This is a genomic window from Variovorax sp. 22077, from assembly GCF_052044195.1.
GTDB lineage: Bacteria > Pseudomonadota > Gammaproteobacteria > Burkholderiales > Burkholderiaceae_C > Variovorax > Variovorax atrisoli.
This window is the reverse complement of sequence record NZ_JBQEQC010000005.1, coordinates 257,861-274,251: the sequence shown is the minus strand read 5'-3', so window position 1 is coordinate 274,251 and position 16,391 is coordinate 257,861. Positions and strand designations below refer to the sequence as shown.

15 protein-coding genes are annotated in these 16,391 nt (G+C 70.3%); 9 read left to right on the top strand and 6 right to left on the bottom strand.

Going from position 1 to position 16,391, the window contains the following annotated elements:
- Nucleotides 1–110 precede the first annotated feature (110 nt).
- From ACTJLF_RS09570 to ACTJLF_RS09555, 4 genes are read right to left on the bottom strand one after another with little or no spacing between them, the layout of a single operon-like run.
- Entirely contained in the window at nucleotides 111–1,742 is a 1,632-nt protein-coding gene (locus ACTJLF_RS09570; RefSeq protein WP_440882962.1) for a rhodanese-related sulfurtransferase, read from the bottom strand.
- Entirely contained in the window at nucleotides 1,739–2,353 is a 615-nt protein-coding gene (locus ACTJLF_RS09565) for a cysteine dioxygenase (protein WP_440882961.1), read from the bottom strand. The genes ACTJLF_RS09570 and ACTJLF_RS09565 overlap by 4 nt, the downstream gene beginning before the upstream one ends.
- On the bottom strand, nucleotides 2,350–3,330 hold the full coding sequence (locus tag ACTJLF_RS09560) for an ABC transporter substrate-binding protein (RefSeq protein ID WP_184606760.1): 981 nt from the start codon (nucleotides 3,328–3,330) through the stop codon (nucleotides 2,350–2,352). The genes ACTJLF_RS09565 and ACTJLF_RS09560 overlap by 4 nt, the downstream gene beginning before the upstream one ends.
- A complete protein-coding gene (locus ACTJLF_RS09555) occupies nucleotides 3,327–4,571 on the bottom strand; it encodes an acyl-CoA dehydrogenase family protein (protein WP_440882960.1) in 1,245 nt (414 codons plus the stop codon). The genes ACTJLF_RS09560 and ACTJLF_RS09555 overlap by 4 nt, the downstream gene beginning before the upstream one ends.
- A 111-nt stretch (nucleotides 4,572–4,682) precedes the next feature.
- Between ACTJLF_RS09555 and ACTJLF_RS09550 the strand changes: the two genes are divergently transcribed.
- From ACTJLF_RS09550 to ACTJLF_RS09520, 7 genes are all read left to right on the top strand, one after another.
- Entirely contained in the window at nucleotides 4,683–5,696 is a 1,014-nt protein-coding gene (locus ACTJLF_RS09550) for an ABC transporter substrate-binding protein (protein ID WP_184606762.1), read from the top strand.
- A 56-nt stretch (nucleotides 5,697–5,752) separates the two neighbouring features.
- Nucleotides 5,753–6,880, top strand: a complete 1,128-nt coding sequence (locus tag ACTJLF_RS09545; RefSeq protein WP_019655149.1) for an LLM class flavin-dependent oxidoreductase — start codon at nucleotides 5,753–5,755, stop codon at nucleotides 6,878–6,880.
- A gap of 147 nt (nucleotides 6,881–7,027) precedes the next feature.
- The gene (locus tag ACTJLF_RS09540; RefSeq protein WP_184606763.1) at nucleotides 7,028–7,855 is read left to right on the top strand and encodes a class II aldolase/adducin family protein; all 828 of its coding nucleotides are present in this window, start codon (nucleotides 7,028–7,030) and stop codon (nucleotides 7,853–7,855) included.
- A gap of 16 nt (nucleotides 7,856–7,871) precedes the next feature.
- The gene (locus ACTJLF_RS09535) at nucleotides 7,872–8,873 is read left to right on the top strand and encodes an ABC transporter substrate-binding protein (protein ID WP_019655151.1); all 1,002 of its coding nucleotides are present in this window, start codon (nucleotides 7,872–7,874) and stop codon (nucleotides 8,871–8,873) included.
- Between the two features lie 23 nt (nucleotides 8,874–8,896).
- Entirely contained in the window at nucleotides 8,897–9,862 is a 966-nt protein-coding gene (locus ACTJLF_RS09530) for an ABC transporter substrate-binding protein (RefSeq protein WP_126185274.1), read from the top strand.
- A gap of 91 nt (nucleotides 9,863–9,953) precedes the next feature.
- Nucleotides 9,954–10,643, top strand: a complete 690-nt coding sequence (locus ACTJLF_RS09525; RefSeq protein ID WP_184606764.1) for a fumarylacetoacetate hydrolase family protein — start codon at nucleotides 9,954–9,956, stop codon at nucleotides 10,641–10,643.
- 110 nt (nucleotides 10,644–10,753) lie between these two features.
- The gene (locus ACTJLF_RS09520) at nucleotides 10,754–11,671 is read left to right on the top strand and encodes a helix-turn-helix transcriptional regulator (protein WP_026346429.1); all 918 of its coding nucleotides are present in this window, start codon (nucleotides 10,754–10,756) and stop codon (nucleotides 11,669–11,671) included.
- A gap of 175 nt (nucleotides 11,672–11,846) precedes the next feature.
- Here ACTJLF_RS09520 and pdxR read toward each other — a convergent pair whose 3' ends face one another.
- Complete coding sequence (pdxR, locus tag ACTJLF_RS09515; protein ID WP_440882959.1) at nucleotides 11,847–13,370, bottom strand: MocR-like pyridoxine biosynthesis transcription factor PdxR; 1,524 nt, start codon at nucleotides 13,368–13,370, stop codon at nucleotides 11,847–11,849.
- Nucleotides 13,371–13,469: 99 nt separating this feature from the next.
- On the opposite strand from pdxR, the gene ACTJLF_RS09510 reads away from it, so the two are divergent.
- On the top strand, nucleotides 13,470–14,186 hold the full coding sequence (locus ACTJLF_RS09510; protein ID WP_019655156.1) for a GNAT family N-acetyltransferase: 717 nt from the start codon (nucleotides 13,470–13,472) through the stop codon (nucleotides 14,184–14,186).
- 18 nt (nucleotides 14,187–14,204) lie between these two features.
- On the opposite strand, the gene ACTJLF_RS09505 is transcribed toward ACTJLF_RS09510, so the two are convergent.
- Nucleotides 14,205–15,050 (bottom strand): symmetrical bis(5'-nucleosyl)-tetraphosphatase, encoded by an 846-nt coding sequence (locus ACTJLF_RS09505; protein ID WP_440882958.1) that lies wholly within the window; start codon nucleotides 15,048–15,050, stop codon nucleotides 14,205–14,207.
- Nucleotides 15,051–15,073: 23 nt separating this feature from the next.
- Here ACTJLF_RS09505 and ACTJLF_RS09500 point away from each other — a divergent pair, with 23 nt between their 5' ends.
- Nucleotides 15,074–16,387 (top strand): hemolysin family protein, encoded by a 1,314-nt coding sequence (locus tag ACTJLF_RS09500; protein WP_440882957.1) that lies wholly within the window; start codon nucleotides 15,074–15,076, stop codon nucleotides 16,385–16,387.
- Nucleotides 16,388–16,391 lie beyond the last annotated feature (4 nt).

Here is a 16,391-nt window from a genome sequence, read left to right as displayed (position 1 = left end):
TGTGACCCTCCAACGTCGTCGCTCATCGCCGGATGACGGCCTTTACCCGGGCGACACACTGTGACCGGCGTGTCGCCTTCCTTTCAGGATGCTTTCGCCGAAGCCGGTCTTCAGATCACCTTGAAGTGATGCGTTCCATCGCGCCCCAGCTGCGCGACCAGGCCGAATTCCCAATCCAGGTAGGCCTGCATCGCCTCCGCCGGCGCATCGGTTCCCTCGTAGGGGCGGCGATAACGGTCGGTGCGCGCGCTCGCGAGGCGGGTCTCGCCGGTCTCGGCTTCGAGGCCTGCTGCGAACCACGCCGCATTGCCGCCGGCCAGCACCAGCACTTCGGCATCGCGCTGGCCGCGCGCGTCGAGCAGCGCGCGCAGGTCGGCGGCCGCGTAGCGTGCGAGCAGGCTGCTGCCGCAGGTCAGCACGTAGCGCGACGAGGGCGGGATGGCGGTGTCGAGCGCCTGCGGCAACTGCGCGCGGATCGCATACCAGGCGCCCGGAATGTGGCGCTTCACGTAGTTGGCGCTGGTGGTCACGTCGATCACCGCGGTGCCGGGCTGTTTCAGCAGCGCGGCCAGTTCGGCCGGGGCGATCTCGTTCACTGCGACGGCAACCGGGGGATATGCGCTCGCGGGAGCAGCGGTCTCGGTGAAGTCGGCCGCCGTCGGCACTGCGTCCAGCACGTAGACCTCCCACCCCATTTGCGCCAGCCAGGATGCGCTCATCGATGCGCGCACGCCGTCGTCGTCCGCCAGCACGATGCGCGCGCCGCGCACCGGCACCTGGTGATCGGTTTCCTGCACCAGCTGCCCGCCGGGCGCGCTGGCGAAGCCGGGCAGGTGGCCTGCCGCATATTCCTCGGGCGTGCGCACGTCGAAGCGGTAGACGGTGCGTCCGGGAGCCTCCAGCGTATGCAGTGCGTCCAGCGCGATGCGGTGCACGCCCGCCTTGTCGGCCACGCGGCGCGCATCGGCCTGTGCCTGCGCGCGATGCGCCTCGGACACTGCCGCAGGCGCCTGCCTGTCGGCGCCATGGTCCAGCACCTGTCCGGCCAGTTTCCAGCCGATCGTGCCGTTGCGCAGCGCGGCCACGGGATTGGGGATGCCCGCGTTCACGAGCGATTGCGTGCCGATGATGCTGCGCGTGCGGCCCGCACAGTTCACGATCACCCGCGTCGCCGGATCGGGCGCCAGCTCGCGCACGCGCAGCACCAGCTCCGCGCCCGGCACGCTGGTGGCCGAGGGAATGCTCATCGTCTGGTATTCGTCGAAGCGGCGCGCGTCGAGCACCACCACGTCGGCCTTCGCGTCGATCAGCGCTTTCACTTCGGGCGCCGAGAGCGACGGCGTGTGCCGCTCGTGCTCGACCAGCTCGCCGAAGGACTTGCTCGGCACGTTCACGTCGCGGAACAGCTCGCCGCCCGCCTTGCGCCAGCCTTCGAGGCCGCCTTCGAGCAGGTGCACGTTGGTGTAGCCCAGCGCGGCGAGGGTGCGGGCGGCCTGCGGCGCGAGGTCGGTGCCGGCGTGTTCGCCGTACAGCACGATGAGCGTGTCGCGCCGCGGAATGCGCCGCCAGGCCTCGATCTCGATGCGCGACAGCGGCAGGTTGGCAGCCCACAGTGGGTGCTCTTGCGCGAACGGGTCTTCCTCGCGCACGTCCAGCAGTGCGGTCTCGTCGCGGGCGATGAGCCGCTCGCGCACGGCGGCGAAGGAAAGAACGGGAAAGCTGTTGGCGGTGGTCGTCGTCATGCGTCTGTCGAGGCTCTGAGTTCTGCGCTGCGGTCCCACAGGTTGGGCAGCAGCGTGTTGGAGTAACCGGAGACGAAGGGCTTGCGGCCGCCCTCCGCGGGGTAAGTATGCCGCCGCACCGCGCCGATGTTCGCGCCGTAGACGTGGATGCTGATCGACACCCGGTCGGCGTGCGCGTTGTGCACGCGGTGCAGGTCGCCGACGGTGGGCGACACCGCCTCCACCTGGCCGGGGTCGAGCCGCACCGCCTCGCCGTGCGGACGCGCATGGCCGTCGGCGCCGAGTGCGTAGCCCTGGCTGTACTCCGCGCCGCGCAGCATGCCGATCAGCCCCCACACGGTGTGGTCGTGCATCGGCGTGGCCTGCCCCGGCCCCCACACGAAACTCACGACCGAGAAGCGCTCGGTGCTGTCGGCGTGCAGCAGGAACTGCTGGTAGCGGGAAGGATCGGGCTGGGCGAAGGCGTCGGGCAGCCAGTCGTCGCGCGACACCAGCCTGCGCAGCAGCGCGCCGCCTTCCGAAAGAATGCGCGGCTCGTCGGGCGCGCCATCGAGCAGCCGGCCGAAGGCGCCGACGAATTCGCGAAGAGGGGTCAGGGAATTTGTCGTCATGCGGGGCGTTTCCAGACGCCAGTGTCGGTGATCGCGCGCACGTCCACCCGCACCGGCAGGATGCCGTCGCGCGCCGAGCGGTCGGCCACCGTCTGCAGCGCCGCGATGTCGGCCTCGCTCACGGGCCGGCCGGCCACCGAGGCCCGCGCGGTGATGATGCGCGACGACTCGATGGGCAACCGCGTGAGCTGGCTGTAGGCCTGAGCATAGGCCTCGGGATTGGCCAGCGCCCAGTCGCCCGCGCGGGCGAGCCGGTCGAGGAACTGCACGATGGCCGCGCGCTTGGCCGGATCGGCCAGCGAAGACTCGGTGGCCGTAATGAAGCCCAGCGCGGTGTTGATGCCGCGCCCGTCGCGCAGGATGCGCCCGCCCTGCTGCAGCGCGATGGTGTAGTACGGGTCGAAGATGGCCCAGGCGTCGATCTGCTTCGAGGCGAAGGCGGCGGCCGCGTCGGTGGGCAGCACGAACTTCACCGTCACCTCCTCGCGCTTCACGCCGGCCTCCTCGAGCGCGCCGTAGAGCTGGTACTGCGAGATGCTGCCGCGCGCGGAAGACACGATCACCGTCTTGCCGCGCAGGTCCGCCACGCTGCGCAGCGGCGAATCTGGCTGCACCACGATGCCCAGCGAATCGGCCTTGCCCACCCGCGTGGCGACGATCTTCAGCGGCGTCTTGCCGACGGCCGCGGCGAGCACGGGCAGGTCGCCGGCCATGGCGGTGTCGACCGCCGCGCTGCGCTGCGCCTCGAAGAGCGGCGCGGCGCCCTGGAAGTTGGCCCAGCGATAGGCGAAGGGCGCGCCTTCGAGCGCGCGCGAGGCCTCGAACAGCGAGCGAAGGCCGCCGGCCTGGTCACCAAGCACAAGGGCGGTCTGGGGCTGTGCGAAGACGCGCAGCGAACTGGTTGCAGCCAGCGACAGCGCGGCGCCTTGCCTGAGCCAGCCGCGCCGCGAGGTCCTGGAGAAGAGCGCAGACGTCATGCGGCAGCTCCCGAAGCCAGCAGTGCGCGCCTGCCCGCCGCGACCAGGATCGCGTCGTTCTGCGGCGTGTGGATGCGGCTGCACAGCACGTCGCGGTAGTGCCGCTCCAGCGGGTTCTGCCGCGTGAGGCCGTGGTTGCCGCTCAACTGCAGCGCGAGCTCGACCGCGCGGATCGCGTTGCCCGTCACCGTGTACTTGAGCAGGCCGCTGTCGGCAGACGGCTGCGCATGGCCGCCGTCGACCGCGGCGGCGGCGTCGTCGAGCAGCACGCGGTTGGTGCGCAGCAGCGCCTCGATCTCGCCCACGTGCTCCTGCACGCGCGGCAGGGTGGCCAGCGGCGCGCCAAGGCTGCCGGGCGCGCGGCGGTTCAGGAAGCCGACGAGCCAGTCGCGCGCGGCATGGGCCACGGCGTCGTAGAGGCTGCCGAGCAGCACCGTCATCCAGGCCTGCTGGGTGGCGTGGGCGTCGATGTCAGTCTGGCTGCCTGCGTCGGGCGCCCAGTCGGCCGGCGCACGCAGGTCAACCGCGTGGTCGGCATCGATGGCGACGTTCTCGAAGACGACTTCGTGGCTGCCCGAGGCACGCAGACCCAGGTGGTCCCAGCTCGCGATCACGCGCACGCCGGGCGCGTTGCGCGGCACCAGGAACACGCCTGTGCGCGGCTCGGCCTCGTCCGTGCGTGCCCACACGGCGAGCCAGCCCAGGCCCTCGATGCCTGTGGTGTAGAGCTTGTGGCCGTCAATCTTCCAGGCGTCGCCCTTGCCCTTGCTATCACGCCGCGCGACCGTGCCGGGCAGGCCGCCGCGTGCGGGAGAGCCCAGGGCAGGCTCCACGCGCAGTGCGTTGATGAGCGCGCCGTTCTCCACCGCGTCGCGCGTCACGCGCTCGCGCAGGTGCGCGGGCCAGCGGCTGTCCGGGCGCGTCAGCGCGTGGTGCTGCAGATAGGTCATCGTGAGGATCAGCGCCGTTGCCGGCTCGCCGCGCGCCACGGCCGAGATCACGCGCCGGGCCGTCGCCAGCGTGGCGCTGCCGCCGCCGTGCTCGGCGGGCGCGACCAGCCCGATCAGGCCGTGCGCCTGCAGCGCCGCGAAGTTCTCGCGGGGGAAGGCGCCGCTCAGGTCGTAGTCGGCGGCGGTGGCCGCGAACTGGGCCGTGAGCCGCGCCAGCACGGAGGCATCGACGGTCGTGGGGGAGGGGTGTTCGGACGCGGCCGTCGGCCGGCGCAAGGGGAGTGCACTCATGGTTTCCGCACGGTAGCGGCCCGCCCGCCGTGCGGAAACGACGCATCCTGCATATGCAAACTCGTTTTTCTGCGTTCGCTTCCGTGCGGCGTCTGGTTACGGTCCGGGTGCATGAAATCAGACTTTCCCCTGGACCGGCGCCGGCTGCTGCAGGCCGCGGCGGCGCTCGCCGCGACCGGCTCCGCCGGCTGGACGCAAGCCGCCGCACCCTCGCGGGAAGCGTCGCGCGATCTCTCGGGCGTCACCCTGCGCGTGGGCACCTACAAGGGCCTGTGGCGGCCGCTGCTCACCGCCTCGGGCCAGGCCGACGCGCCCTACAGGATCGACTGGCGCGAGCTCAACAACGGCGTGCTGCACATCGAGGCCATCAATGGCGACGCGCTCGACCTGGGCTCGGGCAGCGAGATCCCGCCGGTGTTCGCGGCGCGGCAGAAGTCGAGCGTGAAGCTGGTGGCCGTCACGCACGAGGACCTGAACAACCAGGCCACGCTGGCGCGCAAGGACGCGCCGATCCGCAGCATCGCCGACTTCAAGGGCAAGCGCGTGGGCTATGTGCGCGCCACCACCTCGCACTACTACCTCGCCAAGCAGCTGGCCGAGGCGGGCCTCACGTTCAACGACATCCAGGCCGTGAGCCTCACGCCTGCGGACGGCCTCTCGGCCTTTGCGCGCGGCGACCTCGATGCCTGGGCCATCTACGGCTACAACGGCCAGCTCGCGCGCACCCAGTACGGGGCGCGCGTCATCAAGACCGGCGTGGGGTACCTCTCGGGCAACTTCCCGATCTATGCCAACCCGCGTGCGCTCGACGACCCGCTGCGCCGCGCCGCGCTGGCCGACCTGCTGCAGCGCCTGCAGCGGTCGTTCGCGTGGATCAACGGCAACTTCCTGGCCTACGCCCGCGCCCAGTCGGCCGAGACGCGCGTGCCCGTGGGCGACATCGTCGAACTGTTCAACCGCCGCAGCGGCGACTACAGCCTGGGCCCCGTCAGCGATGCGGTGGTACGCAGCCACCAGGACGTGGCCGACACCTTCCTGAAGATCGGCGTGCTCGACGGCCCGGCCGACGTGAAGCCCCTGTGGGACCGCAGCTTCGAGAGCGTGCTGCGCCTGCCGGCCGCCTGACAGCCTGAGACCCTGACACCCATCTCCCGCCAACAGATACAGACAAGGACAGCACCATGAGCCAGCAGTCACAGCAACAAGACGGCGTCGTCGAATTCATCGGCATGATCCAGGGCCAGAAGGTCTCGGAGATCCACCCGGCCAAGGGCCCCGCGCTCGACCGCGACTACGTGCGCGCCTTCGCGCAGGCCCATGAGACGGCGGGCTTCGACCGCGTCCTCGTGCCGCACCACTCGACCAGCCCCGACGCCACGCTCACCGTGGCCTACGCGGCCTCGGTCACGGAGCGCATCCACTTCATGCTCGCGCACCGCCCCGGCTTCGTCGCGCCGACGCTGGCCGCGCGACAGTTCGCCTCGCTCGACCAGTTCAGCGGCGGCCGTCTCGCGGTGCACTACATCTCCGGCGGCTCCGACGAGGAACAGCGCCGCGACGGCGACTGGCTCGACCATGACCAGCGCTACGCGCGCACCGACGAATACCTCGAGGTGCTGCACAAGGTGTGGACGGCGGAGAAGCCCTTCGACCACGAAGGCGCGCACTACCGCTTCCAGAACGCCTTCTCCGAGGTGCGGCCGGTGCAGACGCGCAACGGCAAGCCGCACGTGCCGGTGTATTTCGGCGGCGCATCCGAGGCTGCCATTCCGGTGGCGGGCAAGTACGCAGACGTCTACGCGCTGTGGGGCGAGTCGCTCGACCAGGCGCGCGAACTCACCACCCGCGTGCGCGCCGAGGCGGCCAGGCACGGGCGCAGCGTGCGCTTCTCGGTGTCGTTCCGCCCGATCCTGGCGGAGACCGAAGAGGCCGCATGGGCGCGCGCGGAGAACATCCTCGCCGAGACAAAGCGTCTGCGCGTGGTGCAGGGCTACAACCGCGGCGGTCCGCAGCAGAGCGAAGGCGCCAAGCGGCTGCTGGCCGCTGCAGAGAAGGGCTCGCGGCTCGACAAGCGCCTGTGGACCGCGGTCGCGCAGGAGATCGGCGGGCGCTCCAACAGCACCGCGCTGGTCGGTACGCCCGAGCAGGTGGCCGACGCGCTGCTCGACTACTACGACCTGGGCGTGACCACCTTCCTGATCCGCGGCTTCGATCCGCTGGAAGACGCCCTCGACTACGGCCGCGAGCTGATCCCGCGTACGCGAGAGCTGGTGGCGCAGCGCGCGGCATCGGTCCGCAAGGCAGCCTGACCCCATCTTTCTCCCTCCCCCTCTGGGGGAAGGCAGGGGTGGGGGCAAGCGGCCTCCAACACCGTCATGGCGTCGAAGCAGTCGAGCCCCCATCCCAACCTTCCCCCAAAGAGGGAAGGAGCGAAAACCCAATACCCAGGAAACCCCATGAGCGCAGTTCTCTCCATCGATCGCAACGCGGCTTCGCAGCCGCTGAAGCTCAACCCGAACCCGCAGCAGAAGTACTGGTTCGACCCCCTTCCGCCGCGCACCACCATCCAGGCCGAGCGCCGCCACCGGCAGGAACGCCTGGCGGGCGCCTTCCGCCTGTTCGCGCGCTTCGGTTTCGCGCAGGGGCTGGCCGGGCACATCACGGCGCGCGACCCGGAGCTCACCGACCACTTCTGGGTCAACCCGCTGGGCATCCATTTCTCGCGCATCAAGGTGTCGGACCTGCTGCTCGTCAACTCGAAGGGCGAGACCGTGATCGGCGACAGGCCGCTCAACAAGGCGGCCTTCGCGATCCACGCGGCCATCCATGAATACAACCCGAAGATCATCGCCGCCGCCCACACGCACTCGACCTATGGCAAGGCCTGGTCGACGCTGGGCCGCAAGCTCGACACGATCACGCAGGACAGCTGCGTGTTCCACGACGACGTGGCGCTGTTCGACGACTTCACCGGCATGGTGGTCGACACCAGCGAGGGCGAGCGCATCGCCCAAGCGCTGGGCGACAGGAAGGGCGCCATCCTCAAGAACCACGGCATCCTGACGGCGGGCCCCACGGTGGAAGCTGCCGCCTGGTGGTACATCGCGCTGGACAACGCCTGCCACACGCAACTGCTGGCCGAGGCCGCGGGCAAGCCGCAGCCCATCGACGAGGCCACGGCACGCCACACGCACAGCCAGATCGGCGGGCCCGAAGGCGCGATCCATTCCTTCGACAGCCTCTACGAAGGCCTGGTCGAGGCCGAGCCCGAACTGCTTCTCTGACCCGAACCCCACGACGATGAACCCCAACTTCTCCCGCCGCAGCCTGCTGCGCGCCGGCGGCGCCGCCGCGGTGGTCGCCTCCGGCGGCCTGATCGCATCGCAGGCCTTCTCGCAGCAGTCCCGCAAGCTCACCTTCGCCTGGAACGCCACGGCCTTCTGCCTTTCGCCCGTCGTGGTGGCGCAGGAGCGCGGCTACTTCGAGCGCAACGGGCTGCAGGTCGACCTCATCAACTACACGGGCTCCACCGACCAGCTGCTGGAGTCGCTCGCCACCGCCAAGGCGGATGCGGCCGTGGGCATGATCCACCGCTGGCTCAAGCCGCTCGAATCGGGCTTCGACGTGAAGATCGTCGGCAGCTCGCACGGCGGCTGCGTGCGGCTGGTGGGCGCGAAGAGCGCGGGCGTCACCGACCTGGCGAGCCTGAAGGGCAAGACCATCGGCGTGTCGGACATCGCGAGCCCGGGCAAGAACTTCTTCTCGATCCTGCTCGCGAAGAACGGCATCGACGCCGAGAAGGACGTGGTCTGGCGCCAGTACCCGGCCGACCTGCTCGACATCGCGGTGAAGAAGGGCGAGATCCAGGCCATTGCCGACGGCGACCCCAACATCTACCTGATCGAGAAGCGCAACCAGGGCGCCTTCGTGGAGGTGGCGAGCAACCTCTCGGGCGAATACAAGGACAAGGTCTGCTGCATCGTCGGCGCGCGCGGCGAACTGGTGCGCAAGGACAAGGCGACCGTCGCCTCGCTGGTGCGCGCCATCGTGCAGGCCTCGGACTACGTGGCCGAGAACCCGAACGAGTCGGCCAAGCTCTTCGCCAGGTACTCGCCCAAGGTCGCGGTGGAAGACCTGCGCGCACTGCTGGGCACGCTCACGCACAAGCACCACCCCGTGGGCCGCAACCTGCGCGACGAGGTCGAGTTCTATGCGCGCGATTTCCGCGGCGTGGGCGTGCTCAAGAAGACCACCGACCCGGTCCGCTTCGCCGAGCACGTCTCCTTCGATCCCCTGGCATGAACACGGACAGGAGCCCCATCCGCATGAACCACAGTTCCCGTCGTCAGTTTCTCGCCCGAGGCACGGCCGCCGCCGCTGCCGTCGCTTCCGCCGTCGCATTTCCCGGCGTGGTTTCCGCGCAGGGCCGCCCGGTGCTCAAGGCCGGCGACCAGAAGGGCGGGCTGCGCGCGCTGCTCGAGGCGGCGGGCGGGCTGGAAGGCCTCGGCTACGACATCCAGTGGTCGGAGTTCCCGGCCGCCGCGCCGCTGGCCGAGGCGCTCAACGCCGCGGCGGTCGACTCGGGCCCCATCGGCGACGCGCCGCTGATCTTCGCCCTGGCGGCCGGCACGCGCGTGAAGGCCATCGGTGCGAACCGTTCCGACTCCTACGGCACGGCCGTGCTCGTGCGGCCCGATTCGACGCTGAAGACCGCAGCCGACCTCAAGGGCAAGAGCGTCGCCACCAACCGCGGCTCCATCGGCCACTACGTCACGCTCAAGGCCATCACGTCGGCCGGCCTCAAGCCGGAGGATGTGAACCTGCGCTTCCTGGCGCCGGCGGATGCCAAGCTCGCGCTCACGCAGGGCTCGGTCGACGCCTGGGCCACCTGGGAGCCCTACACCGCGCTGGCCGAGGTCAGCAAGCACGCGCGGGTGCTCGTCAGCGGCCGCGGCCTGCTGCCGGGGCTGAGCTACCTCGCGGCCACCGACAGCGCCATCGCCGCCAAGCGGCCGGTGCTGCAGGACTTCCTGCAGCGCGTGGTGAAGGCGCAGCTCTGGTCGTACCGCAACGTCGATGCCTACTCGGCCGCGCTGGCGCGCATCATCGGCATTCCGCCCGAGGCGGCGAAGCTGCAGTTCGAGCGCCGCCAGCAGAAGTGGGTGGCCATCGACGCGCAGGTCATCGCCGACCAGCAGGGCACGGCCGACTTCTACCGGCAGGTGGGGCTCATCAAGCAGCCGCTGGACGTGAAGGGCACCTTCGACACCGGCTTCGGCGTGGCCGGCTGAGACAGGAAGCGCTGCGCGGGACCGTAGCTGAGTCCAAGACTCGCGTAGTTGCGTCCCCGGGGCGCGGGGCTGTGCTGGCTAGAGTCGTCGCATGACTTCCTATGCCATTTCCCCCGCACCCGTCCATTCGCTGCCCATCCAGGGCGAGCAGGCCCGCTTCCCGGTCAACCGCATCTTCTGCGTGGGCCGCAACTACTCCGAGCACGCCCGCGAGATGGGCCACAACCCCGACCGCGAGCCGCCGTTCTTCTTCATGAAGCCGGCCAGCGCCATCGTGGCCGACGGCGGCGAGTTCGCCTACCCAACCTTGTCGAGCGACGTGCACCACGAGATCGAACTGGTGGTCGCGCTCAAGACCGGCGGCGCGAACATCGCCGCGGCCGACGCGCTCGGCCACGTGTACGGCTATGCCGTCGGCCTCGACATGACCCGTCGCGACCTGCAGTCCGAGGCCAAGAAGATGGGCCGCCCCTGGGACACCGGCAAGGCCTTCGACGGCTCGGCGCCCTGCGGCGAGCTGGTGCCGGTGGCCAGGGCCGGCCATCCGTCCAAGGGCGAGATCCGCCTCGATGTGAACGGCGCCCAGCGCCAGGTGGGCGACCTCGCCGACATGATCTGGAACGTGCCCGACACCATCGCCTACCTTTCGACACTGTTCACGCTGCAGCCCGGCGACCTGATCTTCACGGGCACCCCGGCCGGCGTGGCGGCGGTGCAGCGCGGCGACCGCATGCGCGGCAGCGTGGCGGGTGTCGGCGTGCTCGACGTCGCGGTCGTCTGAGGCTGAGGACCGCGCTCCCGCCGCGCCGACCGCGCCTGGCGGGCGGGGCCGGTTCGCCGGCCCCCGAGTTGGCGTACCCTCGCAGGCGAAAGACGAAGACGCCTGCCCCGATGCGCCCCTCCACACCCACGTCCGTCCGAACCTACGGCATGCACGAGCGTGCCGACCATCTCGACTTCGACATCCGCTTCCAGGGTGCGCGCAACGAGCTCACGCTGCCGCACCGGCATGCGTATTTCCAGATCCAGGTCGGCATCGAGGGCAGCTCGCAGCAGTCCATCGGCGGCGAGGTGCGGCCCTTCGGGCCGCGGCACCTGAGCTTCGTGCTGCCGTACCGGGTGCACGTGATTCCGCATCCGCCCGACGCGCTGTACTGCATCGTCAACTTCGACCAGCGCTTCCTGTGGCCCGAGCTCGACGTCGACGCGCTCGACCTCGAAGACGTACCGCTCGCGCGGCACCCCGACCTCGCGCCCTTCCTGTTCCAGGAGTACGTCGACTTCGCCTTCGACGAGGCCGACTTCGCGCGCATCCGCGGCTGGCTCGACGAGCTGCATGCGCTGAACGCGAGCCGCAGCTTCGGCGCCAAGACGGCGATGCGCGGCATCCTGCAGCAGGTCATCGGTCTGGCCTGCATGCGGCAGGAGCAGGCGCTGATGCGGCTTTCGCTGCAGCACGACGGCAAGACCTCGCAGCGCGACGCGCTCCAGCGCGTGGTGCGCTACGTGCGCGACAACCTCGACAAGCCGCTGTCGCTCACCGATGCGGCGGCCGCCGCCTTCCTCTCGCCCAACTATCTGGCCAACCTGCTGCGCAAGGAGACCGATCGCACCTTCACCGACCTCGTGACCGAGCGGCGCATCGAGCGCGCGAAGGAACTGCTGTCGTCCACCTCGCTGCTGGTGCGGGAGATCGCGCACCAGTGCGGCTTTGCCGACGAGGCGTACTTCAACCGGCGCTTCCGGCAGGTGGTGGGCAGCACGCCGCGCAACTTCAGGCGCGAGCACGTGGTGGGCAGGGGCGTGTAGGGTCTGTTCGCGCGATTTCCGGGGTCGCGTCGGTGCTCCCACCCTCCGGGAAGGCATCCAGTGCACGCCAATCGGCGTTGCGCTTCCAGCGTGTGCGCATGCACACGCGTCGTCGCGCGCCTTGATCGCCCGCTCTGACTGCCCTTCGCGGCCCCGGAAATGGCGCGAACAGGCCCTATGCGCTGCCGCGTTCCACCGCCCTCGCGATGCGCGACAGGCGGCTCAGCAGCGGCCCGAAGAGCTCGGCCGGCGTGTTGCCGTAGCCCAGCACCAGCCCGCTGTATGGCGCTATCGGCGGCGTCGGCGGCACCCGCTGCATCGCGAAGCCCGACAGCGGCGTGGGCGCGATGCGATGGCGCAGTGCCTCGGCGGCGATCTTCCGGTCGTCGAAGCGCTCGGGCAGGCGCACCGTGAGATGCATGCCGCAGTGGCCGCCATCGATCTCGTGCGGCACCTCGAAATGCCTGCCCAGTGCGAGCCGCAGCGCCTGCTGCCGGTCGCGGTACAGCCTGCGCATGCGGCCCAGGTGGCGGCTGAACTGGCCGCTTTCCATGAAGTCGGCCATGGCGAGCTGTTCGTATCGGTGGCCGCCGCGCAGCATCTCTTCGAGCGGCGTCCGCACGGCGTCCACGAGCCGCTCGGGCAGCACGAGGAAGCCGAGCCGAAGCGCGGGGAACATCGTCTTGCTGAAGGAGCCGACATAGAGCACGGGCGCGTCGTCCACCAGTCCCTGCATCGCGACGATGGGCTCGCCGGTGTGGCGGAACTCGCTGTCGTAGTCGTCCTCGACGATCCACGCGCCGTGCCGGCGGGCCTGTGCAATGAGCTCCAGGCGGCGCGCGATGCTCAGCACGGAGCCCATCGGGTATTGGTGCGACGGCGTGGTGTAGACCAGCCGGGGCGGGTGCTCCCGCCAATCGCGCCCGTCCACGCAGAGCCCCTCGGCATCCACGCGCATGGGCACGATGCGCATGTCGCCCGCGTGCATGGCGGCCTTCGCGCCGCGGTAGCCCGGGTCCTCGACCCAGCCGGTGTCCCCCGGGTTGGAAAGCAGCCGCACGCACAGCGAGATGGCCTCCTGTGCGCCTTCGGCGATGACGACCTGCCGCGGCTCGCAGCGCACGCCGCGCGCCACCGACAGATGCCGCGCGATCGCCGCGCGCAGCGCAGGCTCGCCCAGCGGATCGCCGTAGCCCAGGGCTGCAGAGCCTCCTTCACGGATCGCGCGCTCCAGCGAGCGCCGCCATGCGGCCAGCGGGAAGTGCGTCAGCGCCGGCACGCCGGGGCGCAGTGCCGCGCCCATGTCGGCACGCGAGGCGCTCGGCAGGATCCTGGCAAGGCGCTGCGCGGTGGCAGGCGTGGCTGGCGGCCTGCCCGTGCGCTCGTCCGCCCGCTCGCGCTTCGACGGCGTCGGTGATGAAAGCTCGGTCACGCGCGTGCCCTGCCGGTCGGATCGCACATAGCCCTCGGCGGCCAGGTGCTCGTAGGTCGCGGTGACCGTGTTGCGCGAGACGCCGAGCGCCTCGGCCAGCGCACGGGAGCCCGGCAGGCGGCTGCCGGGCGCGAGGTTGCCGTCGAGGATGGCGCCCTTGAGCCGGTCGTGCAGCTGGCGCTGCATCGGTGCGGCCCCCGGTCCCCTGGACAGCGGGGATTCGAGCAAGGCGGAAGGCGGCAGGGGAAGGGTGGAGCGTGGCACCATCAAATCGGCTTCTCATGGCACTTTTCGTGGCGCCACGTTGCGGCTACTTTAACGTCCTCCGGCATCGCCGCTCACCATCCACCGAAAGAGTCTTCACCCATGTCAGCCCGCCAGAACGAGTTCGGCCAGTCCATCGGCCCCGACCTGCCCGAATGGACGCCGCGCTCCCTGCCGCCGCGCCGCGTCCTCGAGGGGCGCTTCTGCAGGCTCGAACCGCTCGACGCCGGCCGGCACGCCGATGACCTGCACGCCGCCTATGCGCAGGCGCCCGATGGCCGCGACTGGACCTACCTCGGCATCGAGCGTCCCGCCGATGCCGACGGCACCAGGGCCTATGTCGAGCGCATCTCGAAAAGCACCGACCCGCTGCACTTCGCCGTCGTCGACAAGCAGAGCGGCCGCGCCGTCGGCTCGCTGGCGCTGATGCGCATCGATCCGGCCAACGGCGCCATCGAGGTGGGCACCGTCAACTTCTCGCCGCTCCTGAAGAACACGCCGATGTCCACCGAGGCGCAGTACCTGCTGATGAAGCTCGCCTTCGACGAACTGGGCTACCGCCGCTACGAGTGGAAGTGCGACAACTTCAACGAGCCTTCCAAGCGCGCGGCGCTGCGGCTGGGCTTCAGGTACGAGGGGCTGTTCCGCCAGGCGGTGATCTACAAGGGCCGGGGCCGCGACACGGCGTGGTTCTCGATCATCGACGGCGAGTGGCCGGCGCTGCGCACGGCCTTCGAGCGCTGGCTGGCGCCGGACAACTTCGATGCGCAGGGGCGGCAGCGCATGTCGCTGGACAAGTTCCGGCTGCCGTCCGCCTGACGCCCGGGGCGCGTCCGGCTACTTGCCGGGCTTCTGCGACTGCTCGCACTCGACCTGGATCAGCTCGCGCTGGTCCAGCGTCGCGCCGATGCGCACCGCGCTGAGGCAGCCGCCCCACACGCAGCCGGTGTCGGTGGAGAGCAGGTCGGGGCGCGAGAGCCAGCCCAGCGTCGACCAGTGGCCGAAGGCGAGGGTGGCGTTCGAAGTCCTGCGCCCGGGCACGTCGAACCAGGGCATGTAGCCCTCAGGGGCGTTGGAGGCACTGTCCGTGACGTCGAAGTCCATCACGCCGTCGGCCGTGCAGAAGCGCAGCCGCGTCAGCGCGTTGACGATGGCGCGCAGGCGGGCGCTGCCGGTGAGGGTGTCCTGCCACTGCGCCGGCTCGTTGCCGTACATCGACATCATGAATTCGCCCAGCGCGGGCCCGCGCAGCACCGATTCGACCTCGGAGGCCAGCACCAGCGCGTCGCCCACCGTCCATTGCGGCAGTACGCCCGCATGCACCATCAGCAGGTCGCCGCTGCCGATGCGCATGTGCAGCGCCATGTGCTGGTTGCGCAGCCAGTCGAGCAGTTCCTCGGCATCCGGGGCAGCAAGAAGCTGGGCGAGGGTGTCCTTGCGGCCGGCCTTGCGCGCGCCGTGCGCCACGCCCAGCAGGTGCAGGTCGTGGTTGCCCAGCAGGCTCAGCGCGGAGGCGCCGTAGCCCCGTATGCGGCGCAGCACGGCCAGCGAATCGGGCCCGCGGTTCACCAGGTCGCCCAGCAGCACGAGGGTGTCGCGGCTGGGGGAGAAATCGATCTTCTGCAGCAGCCGCTGGAAGGGGGCGTCGCAGCCCTGCAGGTCGCCAATCAAGTAAAGTGCCATTCCCCCATTCTCTCCCTCTGTTCATGGATGTCTTCCTCCTGGCCTTGCTGACCACGCTGAACGCGTTGTTCGCAATGTCCGAAATGGCCCTTTCCACCAGCCGGCGTGCACGTCTCGCGGCATTGGCCGAAACGGGAGACGCCGGGGCCGTGGCCGCGCTGAAGCTGATGGAGTCGCCCACGCAGTTCCTCTCGACGGTGCAGATCGGCATCACCTCCATCGGCATGCTCAGCGGCATCGTGGGCGAGGCGGCCTTCGCCGAGCCGCTCGGCGTGTGGATGGAAGGCCTGGGCATGGGCCGGGGCACCGCCAGCATCGTGTCGACCGCGGTGGTCGTCACCTGCATCACCTTCTTCACCATCATCTTCGGCGAGCTGGTGCCCAAGCGCATCGGCCAGCTCTACCCCGAGCCGGTGGCGCGCTGGGTGTCCCGCCCGATGCGCAGCCTGGCCAAGGGCGCGAAGCCCTTCGTGTGGCTGCTGGCCGGCGCCACCGCCGCCACGCTGAAGGTGCTGCGCATCGACGCCAACGCGGCCCGCTCGGTGACCGAGGAAGAGATCTCCGCGAGTCTCGAAGAGGGCGTGGACGCCGGCGTCATCGAGCAGCACGAGCACCAGATGGTGCGCAACGTGTTCCACCTCGACGACAGGCGCCTGTCGTCGCTGATGATCCCGCGCGCCGACATCGAGTGGCTCGACGCATCGTTCACCGTGCAGCAGGCTTTGCAGAAGGTGGCCGACGCGGCCGCGCTCAACCTCGTGCATTCCTGGTACCCCGTGTGCCGCAATTCGCTCGACGACGTGGTCGGCGTGGTCAGCGTGGCGCACCTGCTGCGCCTGGGGCCCGCGCACACCGGCGTGCTGGGCCAGGAGGCATCGCCCGCCGTGTTCGTGCCCGAGACGCTCACCGGCATGGAGCTGCTGGAACAGTTCCGCGCCCGTGCCGGCCGGCTCGTTTTCGTGGTCGACGAATACGGCGTGGTGCAAGGCCTCATGACGCCGCGCGACCTGCTCGAAGCCATCACCGGCGAGCTGCAGCCCGGCATGCAGACCGACGCCTGGGCGCATCAGCGTGCCGATGGCCTGTGGGAGCTCGACGGGCTCATGCCGGTGTCGGAACTGCGCGCGCGCCTCGGCATCCGCGAGCTGCCCGACGAGGAGCGCGGCCGCTACAACACCGTGGCCGGCCTGCTGATGGCCGTGTCGGGCCACCTGCCGGAGGTGGGCGAGCAGATCGACTGCGCTGGCTGGTGCTTCGAGATCCTCGCGCTGGAAGGCCGCCGCATCGACCGCGTGCTGGCCTCGCCCGATCCGAGCGCGCAGCCCAAGGAAGAGTAGGGCG

Bases quoted from the DNA above. Each gene is read 5' to 3' on its own strand.
- ACTJLF_RS09570 (WP_440882962.1), bottom strand. From the start codon at position 1,742: ATGACGACGACCACCGCCAACAGCTTTCCCGTTCTTTCCTTCGCCGCC.
- ACTJLF_RS09565 (WP_440882961.1), bottom strand. From the start codon at position 2,353: ATGACGACAAATTCCCTGACCCCTCTTCGCGAATTCGTCGGCGCCTTC.
- ACTJLF_RS09560 (WP_184606760.1), bottom strand. From the start codon at position 3,330: ATGACGTCTGCGCTCTTCTCCAGGACCTCGCGGCGCGGCTGGCTCAGG.
- ACTJLF_RS09555 (WP_440882960.1), bottom strand. From the start codon at position 4,571: ATGAGTGCACTCCCCTTGCGCCGGCCGACGGCCGCGTCCGAACACCCC.
- ACTJLF_RS09550 (WP_184606762.1), top strand. From the start codon at position 4,683: ATGAAATCAGACTTTCCCCTGGACCGGCGCCGGCTGCTGCAGGCCGCG.
- ACTJLF_RS09545 (WP_019655149.1), top strand. From the start codon at position 5,753: ATGAGCCAGCAGTCACAGCAACAAGACGGCGTCGTCGAATTCATCGGC.
- ACTJLF_RS09540 (WP_184606763.1), top strand. From the start codon at position 7,028: ATGAGCGCAGTTCTCTCCATCGATCGCAACGCGGCTTCGCAGCCGCTG.
- ACTJLF_RS09535 (WP_019655151.1), top strand. From the start codon at position 7,872: ATGAACCCCAACTTCTCCCGCCGCAGCCTGCTGCGCGCCGGCGGCGCC.
- ACTJLF_RS09530 (WP_126185274.1), top strand. From the start codon at position 8,897: ATGAACCACAGTTCCCGTCGTCAGTTTCTCGCCCGAGGCACGGCCGCC.
- ACTJLF_RS09525 (WP_184606764.1), top strand. From the start codon at position 9,954: ATGACTTCCTATGCCATTTCCCCCGCACCCGTCCATTCGCTGCCCATC.
- ACTJLF_RS09520 (WP_026346429.1), top strand. From the start codon at position 10,754: ATGCGCCCCTCCACACCCACGTCCGTCCGAACCTACGGCATGCACGAG.
- pdxR (WP_440882959.1), bottom strand. From the start codon at position 13,370: ATGGTGCCACGCTCCACCCTTCCCCTGCCGCCTTCCGCCTTGCTCGAA.
- ACTJLF_RS09510 (WP_019655156.1), top strand. From the start codon at position 13,470: ATGTCAGCCCGCCAGAACGAGTTCGGCCAGTCCATCGGCCCCGACCTG.
- ACTJLF_RS09505 (WP_440882958.1), bottom strand. From the start codon at position 15,050: ATGGCACTTTACTTGATTGGCGACCTGCAGGGCTGCGACGCCCCCTTC.
- ACTJLF_RS09500 (WP_440882957.1), top strand. From the start codon at position 15,074: ATGGATGTCTTCCTCCTGGCCTTGCTGACCACGCTGAACGCGTTGTTC.